Genomic DNA, 13,593 nt, shown 5'->3' on the forward strand with positions numbered 1-13,593 from the left:
AGTCTGTTTACTTGCTTAGTTTTCAATGATCTCAAACTACCCTGAAACTTCGTTACAAAGCCTCTTGAAACCTAAACTTTAGGTCTCTGTGTTTGTGGATGGGAATTATAGGGAAATGATTCTTAGAGGGGGCTTAAAATGAGGTGGGATTTAACAAGAAATTAAATTTGTGGAAATAGACCTAAATTATTTCTTTGCAAGCATCTTTGATTGTTGAATGGGCAGATAAATATAGGTATTGTATTTATAGGTAAATGGGCTAATAAAATTCTGTCAACTAAAAATAGAGGGCTTTGCGGTTTGTATTGTTTAGATTTAGAAAAGTGGTTACTTGGAAGAGAAACGAAAGAGAGTGAAACTTAGAAGATTATTTTCTTCTAAGTTCTTTAATACGAGCCGCTTTACCAGCAAGGTCGCGTAGATAAAATAGTTTTGCACGACGTACACGTCCACGGCGAACCACTGTGATTTCATTAATAGAGTCACTGTACATTGGGAAAATTCTTTCAATTCCAATGCTGTTAGCACCTATTTTGCGAACTGTAATAGTTTGAGCTGTGCCTTGACCTCTTTTTGCTATACAAATACCCTCGTAATTTTGTACACGGGTTTTGTCACCTTCTTTAATTGTTACTGCTAAACGAACAGTATCACCAGCACGAAAGTCAGGAATATTTTTTCCGGCAGTCTGTGCTTTTTCAAAGTTTTCTATGTACTTATTTCTCATAAGATTTCCTTGTTCTATGCTTTAAAAGCTGCTCAGGTCTGAAGAATTTAGTCTTGCATTCAGATAGAGCTAATTTTAGTGAGCGAATTTTACTATGATTTCCCTTTAAGTATTCTGATGGAACACAAATGTTTTCATAATTTTCCGGTTTCGAGAAAGATGGTGCTTCTAAAAGGTTCGTCTCAAAGCTCTCAACGCTCAATGAGTCACTATTTCCTAAAACGCCTTCTACATTTCTTGCGATTGCGTCACAAAGAACTAAAGAAGCAAGTTCTCCTCCTGTTAAAATGTAGTCCCCAATGCTAAAAACTTCATCGGCGTACATTTCAACAACTCTCTCGTCAATACCCTCGTATCTTCCGCTCACAAACGCTATATGGGATTTTTGTGCCAATCTCTTGGCATCATTTTGTTTAAATGGCTTTGCAACCGGAGTTAAAAAAACAATATGAACATCCGCATCTGTATTTTTTAATTTACGCAGTGATTCAAATAGCGGTTGTGGATTCATAACCATTCCGGCACCGCCGCCAACAGCAGTATCGTCAACTTTGTTATGTCTTGAACTGCTAAAATCTCTTGGATTTAAATACTCTATATGGAGTATATCTTTTTGGATTGCTCTTTTTAAAATAGAGTCTTTAAAATATCCCTCAACTATATTTTGAAATAGTGTCACAAATGTAAATTTCATTAGGAAGCTTCTAAAATATCCATACCACCGCTAACGATTATGATTTTTGCTTGGATGTCAGTACTCAGCGTAAAGGGCTTGTTGAAAGGCAAAAGAAAACTTTTTGCAAAACCTTTGTTTACCAACTCTTCATCAGTTACAATACAAAGATAATTTGTGATTCCGATTCTGTCAACTTCATCAACAACACCTAAAATCTCTCCATCTTCAACTACTTTGCAACCCTCAATATCAAACCAAAAATATTCGCCATCTTTTAAATGACACTCTACTCTTGTTCTTTCAATAGTTGTGTAAAGGTGTTTGTTTGTAAGTTTTTTAGCATCTTCAGGCGAAGCGTAACCGACAAATCTGACAATGCCTCTCTCATGGTTGATGTCGCCAATAGTTAGACTCTGATTTTCATTAAGAAAAAAAGATGCGCCTTTTTTGAATTGTTCCGGAAAATCACTGTTAATGTGGAGCTTCATATCGCCCTTTAAACCGACAGTTTTGCCGATTGTGGCTATGTGAAGTAATTTACTTTGTTGCTTCGACATTGATACGGTAACTCATGCCGTCTTTTGCTTTGCAGCCAGAGATAACGGTTTTAATCGCACCAATCATCTTGCCCTCTTTGCCAATCAATTTACCGATATCGGCTTGATTGGCATAGAGAAGAATCTCTGTTGTTTCATCGCCCTCTTTTACCTCAACTCTTACATCATCAGGGTAGGATGCTATAAGTCTTGCAAATTGTGCGACAAAATCAGCTATCATCTTAGCGACCTGTTATCTTTTTAACACGATCACTCATTTTAGCACCAACGCTTAACCAGTAATCTAATCTTTCATTATCAACAACTGTTGTTTTTTCTGCTACCATTGGATTGTGATGTCCAATTAACTCTATCCAACCGCCGTCTCTTCTTTTGCGTGAGTCTGTTACCGCAATACGGTAAAAAGGTTGTTTTTTTCTTCCCATTCTAGTGAGGCGAATTACTGTTGCCATGTTTTGTCCTTCTCTGCGCAAGTCATATTTCAACTTGCTGTATATGTTAAATTTTGCATTTTGAATGCAAATCTATAAGCTTCCAAAAGCCTACAGATTTGCATTCACTTAACAGAAGCTATCTTCTTAACGCCCCTGCTCCGCCCATCTGTCCCATCATCGACTGAAGCTCTTTCATACCGCTTTTGCCTGAGAAGCGTTTTGCCATCTTACCGGCATTTTTGAACTGTTTAATCATGCGATTAATCTCAACTTGAGTAAGTCCGCACCCTTTTGCAATCCTTAGCTTGCGCGAGTTATTTAGCAAGTCTGGATTTTCTCTCTCTTTCATTGTCATAGAGGAGACCATCGCTTTGATATTTTTTAGCTCACTTGAGTTTTCAAGATCCAAATCTTTGAGCGCTTTGGACATATTACCCATGCCCGGAATCATACCTAAGAGGGATTTCATACTTCCCATCTTCTTCATGCTTTCCATTTGTTCCAAAAAGTCGTTGAAATTAAACTCACCTTTTTTAATTTTAGAAGTAAGTTTTTTAGCCTGTTTTTCATCAATTGCAGAAGCTGTTTTCTCAGCAAGTCCTTCGATATCTCCAAAGCCCATAAGACGATTTACTACACGCTCAGGCAGGAAAACTTCTAAATCTTCCATCTTCTCGCCACTACCGATGAAACGGAGCGGAACTTGAACTTGCGATGATAATCCGAGTGCAACGCCGCCTTTTGAATCGCCGTCATATTTGCTTAAAATAACGCCGTCAATTCCAATCTTCTCTTTAAAAGTCGCTGCTGTCTTGATTGCATCTTGCCCTGTTAAAGAGTCTGCAACGTAAAATATTTCACTTGGATTTGCCGCTTTTTTGACTGCTTCTAGCTCTTCCATAAGCGCATTGTCTATCGCCAAACGTCCTGCGGTATCTATGAGAACAACGTCATAGATACCGTTATGTGCTTTTTGAAGTGCGGCTTTTACAACTTCTACAGGATTTTTACTGCTCTCATCTTCATAAAGCTCGACACCTACCTGAGCAGTAATTTGGCGAAGCTGCTCTACTGCCGCCAAACGCTGAAGGTCAGCTGCTACAACCATGACTTTTTTTTGTCTGTTTTTTAGGTAGTTTGCCAACTTACCTGTAGTAGTAGTTTTTCCAGAACCTTGAAGTCCTGTCATCAAAATAACGGTTGGAGGTTTTGAAGCAAAAACAAATCCTCTATTTCCTCCAATTTCTAAAAGTTCATAAAGAGCCCCCCGCAAAGCGGATAAAAACTGGTCTTTGCCGATACCGTTTTTCTTAGTCTCTACTTGAACTTTTGCTATCAAGTCTCTTACAACTTTATGGTTTACATCTGCTTTTAAAAGAGACTTCTTCAGCTCATCAAGAGCCTTAGCGAGAGCTTTGTCATCATCATGAAAACGAATCTTCTTAATAGCATTTGTAAACGAATCGGTCAATATATCAAACATGAGCCCTCCTCTTTTAAATTATCTTTGGATGTAAAAAGTTGCGAATTTTAGCTGAAAGTTACTTTAAGTATGCTTTTATCATAAATTTAGCATAGAGCTTGCGAGAAAAAGTTTTTCAGTTCTTGAGAGACGCTTTATCTCATACTCTCGCTTAGATGCTCTGCTTTTATGTTCGCAAGACTCAAAGTAGATTAACTCCAGCGGTCTTCTGATGCGTGTATATTTCGCCGCTTTTGGAGAGTTGTTATGCTCATAAACCCTTCTGTCTAAATCTGTAGTAATTCCCGTGTAGAGCGTGTCATCGCCACATCTTAAAATATAGACATACCACATCTGCTTGTTATTCAAAATGGATAAATGCCTTTGGTTCGGGCGCTATAAACTCCATGCCTAAAAGCCTTACTTTATATGCATGAAGCATAACCCGTTTTGCTCGTCTGCCGCCGTACTGCTCATCACCGACAATGGGATGTTCTATATATCTTAAGTGCGTTCTTATCTGATGCGTTCTTCCATGATGGATAATACACTTCACTTTTGTCTTGTTTGCGCTTACTATGTCCGGAAAAACCTCTGTTCTTGCAGGTTTTCCTTTTGAGGATACATTTGATGATGCACGGTTGTTTTTCTTGGTGGTAAGTATGGGCTTGTCGATGTCAACAGGCTCGCTTAAAATCCCCTCAACCCATGCGATGTACTCTTTGTAAACTCTGTCTCTTTTGAACTCTTGTATCGCTTTTTCTCTAAACTCTTCGTTTTTTACAAGCATCAAAACTCCGCTTGTTTCACGGTCTAGTCTATGCAAAAGTTGTGCCGGCTTAAACTGTCTCTCTATCTCGTCAGAGTTAACATGAGCCGGTTTGTCCACGACAATCAAATCATCATTTTCAAAAAGAGGTTTTATCTTTTCTACTTTCTCCACTTTAAAAATCGTCTTTGTGTCGATATCGCCGCGGGCAATCATCACTTTTTTATTTGCGGCATAGACTAACCCTCGGTCAATCATTGACTTTGCTTCCGAATTTGAGATTCCCTCTTGTGCTGCTAAAAGTTTATATGCTTTTTCTAGTGCCATAATATTTTTATTTCCTTAATTTTTTTACAAAAAATGAAGGAATCCCTCCATTTATTTTGAACAATGTCGGAAGTAATTCCGACATTTACGCTAGCCGCTCGGGCACTGAAGCCAACCCCTAAAGGGGTAGATTTGGATTTTTAGTCTTTCTATAACAGGTTCTAGGTCAATTTTTTCTTCAACCATACTCGGCGGCAACTCTTTACATTTCATAAGTGCTTTATGAATCCCATCTGGCTCGACATATTGAACATGATGCACATATCTAAAAAGCTCTTTCTGATGAAAAAAGTGTTTGCCAGTAATAATTTTACATCCAAAATGAGCCGGTTCAAGAGGGTTGTGTCCGCCTACATCCTCTCTAAAAGCGCCGCCTAAAATCGCTATATCGCTGATGGCATAGATATTGTTCAACTCCCCCATGACATCCACCAAAACCATGTCTGTTTTAAACTCTCTATCTTGAGAAAAACGGCTTAGAGACAAAGAGTTTGTCTGGGCATATTTTTTCATAAGCTCATACACGGCTTCAAAGCGCTCCGGATGTCTTGGAACAATAAAGAGCTTTGCATCACTCTGCTTTTTGTACTCTACAAATGATTTTAAAATACTCTCTTCTTCGCCATCATGTGTGCTGCCTGCGACGATAAGCTCTTCTTGCGGCTTTTGATACTCTTTTGTTTTGGAAATTTTGCCTGCGAGCTTGATATTTCCGATTACCTCTATATTTTTAGCTCCAAGCGCCAAAAAACGGTTTTTATCTGCTTCGCTTTGCGCATATACCATCTCAACATCGGAGAGGATTTTTTGATAAAACCATGCAAATTGAAGATACTTTTTTACGCTCTTCTCAGAGATACGAGCATTTAAAAGTATAACTCTTGCGCCTTTTGCTTTTGCAACCACAAACAACATATACCAAAACTCAGCCTCTAAAACAACCAAAACATCATGCTTTTTAGCCCAAAACGGCAAAAACATCTCATAAGGCAGATACCTAACCTCTGCACTGTATCTTTTTGCTTCCGCTTGTCCCGTATGCGTTATGGTCGTTATTTTTATCTCATGCTCATTTAGAAGTTCCAAAATCGGTTTTAAAGCTCTTGCTTCTCCGAGTGAGCAAACATGAAACCAGATACCGCCGTCATTTTTAAATCTTGGATTGTTAAAGAGAAAAAAACGAGCGGGAATGGACTCTTTGTATTTTTGTTTAAACGAGAGAAAAACCAAAAGCGGCAAAGCTACAAAATAGAGCAGTGCGCTTAAGATAAAATAGAGAAGAGTAAATGGCTTCAAGCCTATTCTTTGTCAGTTTCCACATAGAGAATACGCCCACAGTGCGGGCAAGTCGTAATCTCTTCAGCTTTGATAACATCCGCGTAAATCTTATCGCTGATAAGCATATGGCAACCCATACAAGCTTGATCTTCAACAGGCACTACCGTTGAATTTTTCGCCCATCTGCGAATCTTTTGATAAAACGCCAATCCTTTTTGGTTCATCTCAGAAATAAGTTTCTCTTTTTTTTGAAAAACATCTTGGCGCGACTGGTTAATCACTTCAAGTTTTTCATCTACTTCAGCTTTGATAGATGCCAAGTTTGCATCAAGCTCTTCTAACACTTTTTTTGCTGCTTGAACTTGAGCAGTTTTTAACTCTACAATTCTCTCAAGTCTCTCAATCTCCTCATTTGCAAAAGCAACCTGCTCTTTTGCAATCTCTTCTTCAAGTTGAAGTGATTTCATCTCACGTTCAGTCTTGACATCACCGCTTTTTTTTGAGTTATCTACAAGTTTTTGAGAGAGTTCTGCAAGATGAATTTCGTTTTTCTTCTTTTTAATCTCTTCATCTCTGATTTCGCTTGTTAAGTTTTCGATATCTGAATCGATACTCTTTTTCTTTGCCAATGCTGCTTCAAGTTTGTAGTTAGCTTCCTCGATTTGCGGCTCAAAAGCATCGATAGCTTTGTCTATGTGGGATAGGTCAATTAGCTGTTTTAGGTGTAAGTTCATTAATCTCCTTTGGATTAAATAGTTGTACCGATTTTCTTAAATATAAGTAAAAGGGTTTTTTGATGATGAAATTATAGCTTCTAAACCTAAATTTTTCAAATGTTTAAGCAAAATCTCCGCAAAATACCTCTCACTCTCAAAATGCCCGATATCAATCATGGAAAGATTTATGCTTTTTGCCTCCATGGCATCATGGTATTTTATATCTCCCGTCAAAAAACAGTCTGCTTTGACGAACTTCAAAAGAGAGCCCCCCGAACCTGTTGTAAGAGCTGCTCTATGTATCCACTGTGCATTTTTTACACATTTTGCATGAGGAAGCGAAAATGCGGTTGCTACTTTGGCGGCAAAAGTGTCAAAATCTTCCTCAACGTCCATATAAGCAACAAACCCCTCTTTTTGTACAATCTCATACCCCAAAATTTGAGTTGCTACATAATCGTTTAGATGTGTTTGGTCAAAATTTGTGTGCATGGAAATATTTGAGATATTTTTTTGTATCATTTTTTGAATGAAGTTTGCCGGATATTGGTTAAATTGAAGTTGTCTTAGTCCGCCAAAGATAAGCGGATGGTGTGTTATAAGAAGGGAGTTCTCCTCCATGGAGTCAATAAGTGCTTCATCCACATCAATGCTAAGAACGATTTTTTGGATATCTTGGCTAAAGTCACCGAGCAACAAACCTGAGTTATCCCACTTTTCTTGAAGCTCAAATGGCGACAAGCTATCTAAAAATGTATATATTTCAGAGAGTTTCATCAGCCTAGTTTCTCCAACTCGTCTTGAGCCTCTTTAAAGTCCGGATTTATCTCTAAGGCTGTTTTATACATCTCTTTTGCCTCATTTAGGTGTTTCATATCAACCAAAAGATTTCCGTAATTATAATAAGTGGCGGCATTTTTGTTGTCAAGTGCCAAAGAGGCGCTTAAATGCATTCTTGCGGAGACAAATTCGCCTTTGGCTCTATAGATGCTTGCGATAGCATTGTGGATAAACTCATTCTCCTTATCCATCTCAAGAGCCTCTTTGTAGTAACCAAGCGCCTCTTCATTTTGCTCAAGCTGCTGTAAAATGTAGCCCATTTTAAAAAGCACGTCACTATCTTGTGCTCTTTTTGCATTTGCCTCTTTGAGAAGGTCAAACGCTTTTTGCATATTGCCTGCTTCAAACTCCTCATCGGCTCTTTGCACTAACACCTCAGGGTCAAACTGCGATGAAGAAGAGTCTCCATGCGGTGACGCTGATGGGTCTTTTAAAGTTTGTATATGTTCATACACTTTAAATGCAAAAAATGCAGAAGCTCCCAGCATAAGTATTTGAAATAGTGTCATTGTTTGCCTTTTACTAAATTTTCATTTGCAAGTGCTATAAAATGGAGCGGGTCAACCTGCTCGCCGCCGATGCGTATGCCAAAGTGCAGATGCGGTCCGCTTACTCTTCCGCTTGACCCTGAAAGTCCTATAACATCGCCTTTTTTAACATTCTGTGACTCTTTGACGTGAAATTTGCTCATGTGAAAATAGCATGTATAGACTCCCTGTCCATGGTCTATAATAACGCTTTGTCCTGAATAAAATCTATCTTGCACCAAAACAACTTTTCCGTCGTTTGCAGCGGTAATCGGTGTACCGACCGCTGCTCTAAAATCCGTCCCGCCGTGATAACTTTTCAGCAAACCGTTATAAACCCGTGCTTTTCCAAAATCACTTGTAATTTTACTATCTAATGGGACAATAAAATCAGAAGAGACAAGAGTTTTTGGGGTTGCTTTTTTGTAAATCTCCATCGCCTCTGCATACTCTCTCTCGGTTCTTGCCTTGTCCTTTTGGCTTAAAGTCACTTTGGAACCATCTACTTGGAGCGTCTCTTTTTCATATTTTCCGTCTTGGATGTCCAGCACAACTATTTTGGTTTTTTGCACACCGTTTTCTTTATAAAAAATCTCTACCTCTTTTTTTTGCGGCTTTGTTTCGTAGCCTATAGGAATTAAAACATAATATTGCCCGTTTTTGCTTGGATGCTTAAAAATAGTATATTTTTTCTGCTCCAGTACCGCGCTCTCGTATGTTACCCCTTTTTGCTCCACAAACTCCAAAAGAGCTGTTTTTCCATTTGCAATCTCTTTTTGAGGCATCACGACATCCAATGCAAACATGTATGAGAATAAAAAGCCAAAAAGAAACAACAAACGCATCAATAATCTTTTAATGAACGCTCTATATCGCGCTTCATATCTTTTTCTTTAAGGTCATTTCTCTTGTCGTGAAGCTGCTTTCCTTTTGCTATGGCGATTTGAATCTTGACAAGATTTCTGTCGTTAAAGTAGAGTTCCAGAGGAACAACCGTATAGCCCTCTTTCTCAACAGCCTTAATCATTCTTGCTATCTGTTTTTTACGCAAAAGAAGTTTTCTGCTTCCCCGCTCCTCGTGCGAGTAGAAGTGGTGTGTTGTTTCAAGTCTGCCTATATGTGCATTGAAAAGAAATGCTTCGCTCTGCACAAAACGGATAAAACTGTCTTTCAGGTTTACACGTCCAGCTCTTATGGCTTTAATCTCGCTCCCTTTAAGAACAATCCCCGCCTCAAACTTCTCTTCCAAAAAGTAATCAAAATAGGCTTTTTTATTTTTTGCTATTGTTTCACCCATTTTTTTCTACTATCCTCTCTCTTGCTCTAAAAAAACTGCTTCCGCTGCCACTGAAATAATATCCTTGTTTATAGTGATTTTTTAGCTCTTTATATACTTCCAGTGCAGGCTTGAAAAGATCATTTGCCTCATGGGCACTCATATTTTTAAGTATCTCTAAAGATGTGGTCTTTTTTAGTCGCTTTACTTTAAAACCATCTATCGGATTATAAAAACTTTCTCTATAAACTCCATAGACTTTTGGCGTACTTATCTCTATGCTTGGTGTAAAAACCTCGATATCAAGGGGCTCTTCCTTAAATTCCTCTACTACCTCTCCTATGCCGCTAACGTTGGCGCTTTTGTAACCATAGACAAAAAACGCAACATCTGCTCCTACTTTTACGCCTATGGAAGCGAGGGTGTTTTGGCTTAATCCCAGATGCAAAACCTCGTTGCACATTTTTAGAAATGTAGCTGCGTCACTGCTTCCGCCGCCAAGTCCTGCAAATGCCGGTATGTTTTTGACCACCGCAACACCATACTTTTGCATTAGCTGCTCTAGGGAGTGTGCTTGTTCAGGTTTCAAAGAGTCCAAAAGTGCCACATACGCTTTATAGATGGTGTTTTGTTTTGTCTCACATGAGAAAGAGCCTATTATTTCAAAATCCTCACCGCTCTGTTTTGGCATAAAAGAGAGTTCGTCATAAAGCGAATCCACACGCATAAAACGGGAGATAATCTCATGGTAACCGCCCCTTATACCGGTGATTTTTAAAAAAATATTTACCTTTGCATAGGCTTTGTAGTGCTTCATTGTGTTGCCTATTTTTTTAGAATTGCACCAAGAGAGGTAAGGTCTGAGAGTTCTATCTCTTTTGAGGCTGCTCTGTTTGACTCTTTGACATCCTCTAAGAGTTCACTTCTGACAATGGAGAGATTTTTTGGCGCATCAATGCCGAGTTTGACTACCCCTTTATCCACTGATATCACTTTAACAACTATATCATCTCCGATTACAATCGATTCATCCAGCTTTCTTGATAAGACTAACATTCAACCCTGCCTAATTCATAATGTACTTGCGCATTTTCTATGTTTATAACCGATAAAAAACTACCGCTATCAAGCCAATAGTACCCATCCGCCTGTATCTCTAAATCCTCCAAAGCAAGAACTCTTCCATATTTTAGGTTATCGCTGTCGCCATGATAAAAATTTTGCCGGATGCCAAAAGATGCTCTTATATCAAGCGGTTTTTCATCTTCATAGCAAAATTGTCCCTCGTTGAGCCGCTCCAAAGCACTGAGGCTTCCATAGGACAAACCAAGCCTCTTTGCCGTAATTAGCCCCAAAGAACGGATATATGTCCCCTCTGAAACGGTCGCTTCAAATGTCACAAACGGGTGTGCATAGTGGATAAGTTTGGTCTCATAGACTGTTGAGTGTATCTTTTCTAAGGTAAACTCTTTGCCAGCACGTGCCAAATCATAAGCTCTTTGTCCGTTTATCTGTTTTGCACTAAAGATGGGCGGTTCATACTCAAGCTCTCCCTCAAGCGACTTAATAACCTTTGCAATCTCTGCCTCTTCAAACTCCGGCGCTATGGTGATTTCTTCTATCATCTCGCTATCAAGCGTATCTGACTTGGCACCCAGCCAGAGTGTTGCACGGTAACGCTTTGGTGTTTTGTCTAAAAAACGAAACAGTTTTGTGTAACTCCCCATACCCACTATCAAAACACCTTTTGCAAAAGGGTCAAGCGTCCCTGAAAAACCGGCTTTTTTTGTTTGATACTTTCTTTTGAGCTTCGATAAAAAAAGATTTGAACTTATGCCTGATGGCTTATACGCAACAAAGAGGCGATTCATAGACGCTCAACAAAGGATGCCAAAATATCTTTTTTTGTTCCTGCAAAATTGATGCTGAGTTTAAACTCCTGACCGGACTTGCTTACACCGTTGACACGCCCGGTTCCAAATACTTTATGACGCACCAAATCACCTTTTTTAAAGGCAGTGTTTTTCTCTACTATCAAAGAACCCTCACATAGTCCAGCTTCATTGAAAAATCTGCTTTTTTGCAAATCGCTTCTTCTTCCCTTGTAAAATCTGCTATCGACATGAGAGAGCGTGAGTGTCTCTTTGGCTCTTGTAAAAGCAACATAACCCAAACGTCGCTCCTCTTCAAGGTCGCTTCCGTCTCCGATGAGAGGCAAGAATCCCTCTTCAAGTCCAATAATAAAGATATGGTTAAACTCCAACCCTTTTGAAGCGTGGATGCTCATCATATAGATACTTTCCCCCTCTACTTGGTCTTGTTCGCTCTGCAGAGTAAGCTCATTTAAAAACTCGTCCAAAGAGGCTTCGGGCGTATTTTTTACAAATTCTCTAAAAAGTCCGTAAAACTCATCCATATTTAAAATTCTCTCCGCCTCATCGGGCATCCCTGCATAAATCTCTTTGAGATGGAAAGTATCTTCCAATGTGTCGATAAAACTGTAGGTGGACTCGTCCGCCAACTTTGCAATATCTTGAATATCTTGGATAAACTTTTTCAATGTTTTTGCATTTTTACTCTTAACCAAACCCTCCAAATCAGACAAAGAGCTACTTTTTATATACTCAAAAACAGAGAGTTGGGCTGCATGTGCAGCAAGTTCTAGTTTATCTACACTCGCTTTTCCAAGCCCTCTTTTTGGTTTGTTAAGGATACGTTTGAGTGAAAAATCATCATGAACATTTGTGATAACCCTTATGTAGCTTATAAGGTCTTTCACCTCTGCTCTATCATAAAAACGCAACCCTCCGACAAGCTTATAGGCGATTCTTGCACGATTAAGTCCCTCTTCGATGGAGCGGCTAAGAACATTAACACGGTAAAGAACTGCAATATCCTGCGCCTTTACCCCCGAATCAAGAAGCTTTGTGATTTTTTGAGCTATTTTTCTTGCTTCTTCGTTTTCGTCACTAGAGTTTAAAATCGTTATATCTTCCCCGCCGCCGCGTGTAGAGATAAGTTTTTTACCGAGACGTGAGCGGTTATGCTCAATAAGCGCATTTGCCACCTTTAAAATCGGTTCACGTGAGCGGTAGTTCTCTTCAAGCTTAAAAACAGCAGTGTTTTGAAAATCTTGGTCAAACTCCATAATATTTCTGATATGCGCCCCACGCCACCCATATATACTCTGGTCATCATCACCCACAACACAAATATTATTGTGTACGCTACAGAGTTTTTGGAGGAGCTTGAGCTGCAACTCGTTTGTATCTTGATACTCATCCACCATAATATACTGGTACTTCTGAGAGGTAGTGCGGGCAAGCTCCGGATTTTCATCTAAAAGTTTAAAAGTAAGAGCAAGCAAATCATCAAAGTCAACAAGATTGTTCTCTAAAAGATAGTTCTCATACTCTTCATAAATCTTTGCAATCTGCTGATAGTTAAAAAACTCTGCCTGTTTATAGGCATCATCAGGAGACATAAGTGAATTTTTATAACGTGATATCTCGCTTGCGATAAGTTGTGTAGCAATCTCACTGTTTATCTTTTTAATAATACGTTTTTTATCATCTGTATCAATAACAACAAAATTATTTTGTCTCTTTAGAAGATGGATATGAAACTTTAAAAAAAGAAGCCCAAACTTATGGAATGTGCACAAAAGCGGTGGTGAAGATGGATTTTGCATCAGATGAAAAGCACGCTCACGCATCTCTTTGGCCGCTTTGTTGGTAAATGTAAGAGTAAGCGTATTTGAAGCAGGAATACCTAACACACCGACAAGATAAGCCAGACGGGAGACGATTGTTGTTGTTTTTCCACTCCCGGCACCAGCCAAAATCAAAACGGGACCCTCACTTTGCTTAACTGCACTTGCCTGAGATTCGTTTAGTTTTTCAAATATTTTTTCCATGCCTCATCACTATTTTCATTGATTTAGTTTATTATAGCCTAAAAGAGATAAATTATTACGAAACTATTGCTTTAATTATAATAATGGG

At 38.9% G+C, this 13,593-nt stretch carries 18 protein-coding genes; all 18 read right to left on the reverse strand.

Annotation, left to right across the window (positions count from 1 at the left end; all coding sequences use genetic code 11):
• Positions 1–367: 367 nt before the first annotated feature.
• On the reverse strand, positions 368–727 hold the full coding sequence (gene rplS / locus PHY84_RS08685; protein WP_299858991.1) for a 50S ribosomal protein L19: 360 nt from the start codon (positions 725–727) through the stop codon (positions 368–370).
• Positions 717–1,421, reverse strand: a complete 705-nt coding sequence (gene trmD / locus PHY84_RS08690) for a tRNA (guanosine(37)-N1)-methyltransferase TrmD (RefSeq protein ID WP_299858992.1) — start codon at positions 1,419–1,421, stop codon at positions 717–719. The genes rplS and trmD overlap by 11 nt, the downstream gene beginning before the upstream one ends.
• Entirely contained in the window at positions 1,421–1,960 is a 540-nt protein-coding gene (gene rimM, locus PHY84_RS08695) for a ribosome maturation factor RimM (RefSeq protein WP_299858993.1), read from the reverse strand. Before rimM ends, trmD begins: the two co-directional genes overlap by 1 nt.
• Positions 1,941–2,180: a KH domain-containing protein gene (locus PHY84_RS08700; RefSeq protein WP_299858994.1), complete on the reverse strand. Its 240-nt coding sequence runs from the start codon at positions 2,178–2,180 to the stop codon at positions 1,941–1,943. The genes rimM and PHY84_RS08700 overlap by 20 nt, the downstream gene beginning before the upstream one ends.
• A gap of 1 nt (position 2,181) precedes the next feature.
• Complete coding sequence (gene rpsP, locus PHY84_RS08705; RefSeq protein WP_011372086.1) at positions 2,182–2,412, reverse strand: 30S ribosomal protein S16; 231 nt, start codon at positions 2,410–2,412, stop codon at positions 2,182–2,184.
• Positions 2,413–2,530: 118 nt separating this feature from the next.
• Positions 2,531–3,877 carry a signal recognition particle protein gene (ffh, locus tag PHY84_RS08710; protein WP_299858995.1) on the reverse strand — a complete coding sequence of 449 codons (1,347 nt, stop codon included), beginning with the start codon at positions 3,875–3,877 and terminating at the stop codon, positions 2,531–2,533.
• Positions 3,878–3,955: 78 nt separating this feature from the next.
• Positions 3,956–4,210: a GIY-YIG nuclease family protein gene (locus PHY84_RS08715; RefSeq protein WP_299859071.1), complete on the reverse strand. Its 255-nt coding sequence runs from the start codon at positions 4,208–4,210 to the stop codon at positions 3,956–3,958.
• A gap of 7 nt (positions 4,211–4,217) precedes the next feature.
• Complete coding sequence (locus PHY84_RS08720; protein ID WP_299858996.1) at positions 4,218–4,952, reverse strand: RNA pseudouridine synthase; 735 nt, start codon at positions 4,950–4,952, stop codon at positions 4,218–4,220.
• Positions 4,953–5,042: 90 nt separating this feature from the next.
• Entirely contained in the window at positions 5,043–6,248 is a 1,206-nt protein-coding gene (waaA, locus tag PHY84_RS08725) for a lipid IV(A) 3-deoxy-D-manno-octulosonic acid transferase (RefSeq protein ID WP_299858997.1), read from the reverse strand.
• A 2-nt stretch (positions 6,249–6,250) separates the two neighbouring features.
• Positions 6,251–6,964 carry a zinc ribbon domain-containing protein gene (locus PHY84_RS08730; protein WP_299858998.1) on the reverse strand — a complete coding sequence of 238 codons (714 nt, stop codon included), beginning with the start codon at positions 6,962–6,964 and terminating at the stop codon, positions 6,251–6,253.
• 36 nt (positions 6,965–7,000) lie between these two features.
• A complete protein-coding gene (locus tag PHY84_RS08735; RefSeq protein ID WP_299858999.1) occupies positions 7,001–7,723 on the reverse strand; it encodes a Nif3-like dinuclear metal center hexameric protein in 723 nt (240 codons plus the stop codon).
• Positions 7,723–8,295: a tetratricopeptide repeat protein gene (locus tag PHY84_RS08740; protein WP_299859000.1), complete on the reverse strand. Its 573-nt coding sequence runs from the start codon at positions 8,293–8,295 to the stop codon at positions 7,723–7,725. Before PHY84_RS08740 ends, PHY84_RS08735 begins: the two co-directional genes overlap by 1 nt.
• On the reverse strand, positions 8,292–9,158 hold the full coding sequence (locus PHY84_RS08745) for a M23 family metallopeptidase (RefSeq protein WP_299859001.1): 867 nt from the start codon (positions 9,156–9,158) through the stop codon (positions 8,292–8,294). The genes PHY84_RS08740 and PHY84_RS08745 overlap by 4 nt, the downstream gene beginning before the upstream one ends.
• Complete coding sequence (gene smpB / locus PHY84_RS08750) at positions 9,158–9,610, reverse strand: SsrA-binding protein SmpB (protein WP_299859002.1); 453 nt, start codon at positions 9,608–9,610, stop codon at positions 9,158–9,160. The genes PHY84_RS08745 and smpB overlap by 1 nt, the downstream gene beginning before the upstream one ends.
• A complete protein-coding gene (locus tag PHY84_RS08755; RefSeq protein WP_299859003.1) occupies positions 9,603–10,406 on the reverse strand; it encodes a 4-(cytidine 5'-diphospho)-2-C-methyl-D-erythritol kinase in 804 nt (267 codons plus the stop codon). The genes smpB and PHY84_RS08755 overlap by 8 nt, the downstream gene beginning before the upstream one ends.
• Before the next feature lie 8 nt (positions 10,407–10,414).
• Positions 10,415–10,645: a carbon storage regulator CsrA gene (csrA, locus tag PHY84_RS08760; RefSeq protein WP_299859004.1), complete on the reverse strand. Its 231-nt coding sequence runs from the start codon at positions 10,643–10,645 to the stop codon at positions 10,415–10,417.
• Complete coding sequence (truB, locus tag PHY84_RS08765; protein ID WP_299859005.1) at positions 10,639–11,460, reverse strand: tRNA pseudouridine(55) synthase TruB; 822 nt, start codon at positions 11,458–11,460, stop codon at positions 10,639–10,641. Before truB ends, csrA begins: the two co-directional genes overlap by 7 nt.
• Entirely contained in the window at positions 11,457–13,505 is a 2,049-nt protein-coding gene (locus PHY84_RS08770; protein WP_299859006.1) for a UvrD-helicase domain-containing protein, read from the reverse strand. The genes truB and PHY84_RS08770 overlap by 4 nt, the downstream gene beginning before the upstream one ends.
• Positions 13,506–13,593 lie beyond the last annotated feature (88 nt).

Origin of the sequence: Sulfurimonas sp. (assembly GCF_028694605.1) — a bacterium.
Classification (GTDB): domain Bacteria; phylum Campylobacterota; class Campylobacteria; order Campylobacterales; family Sulfurimonadaceae; genus Sulfurimonas.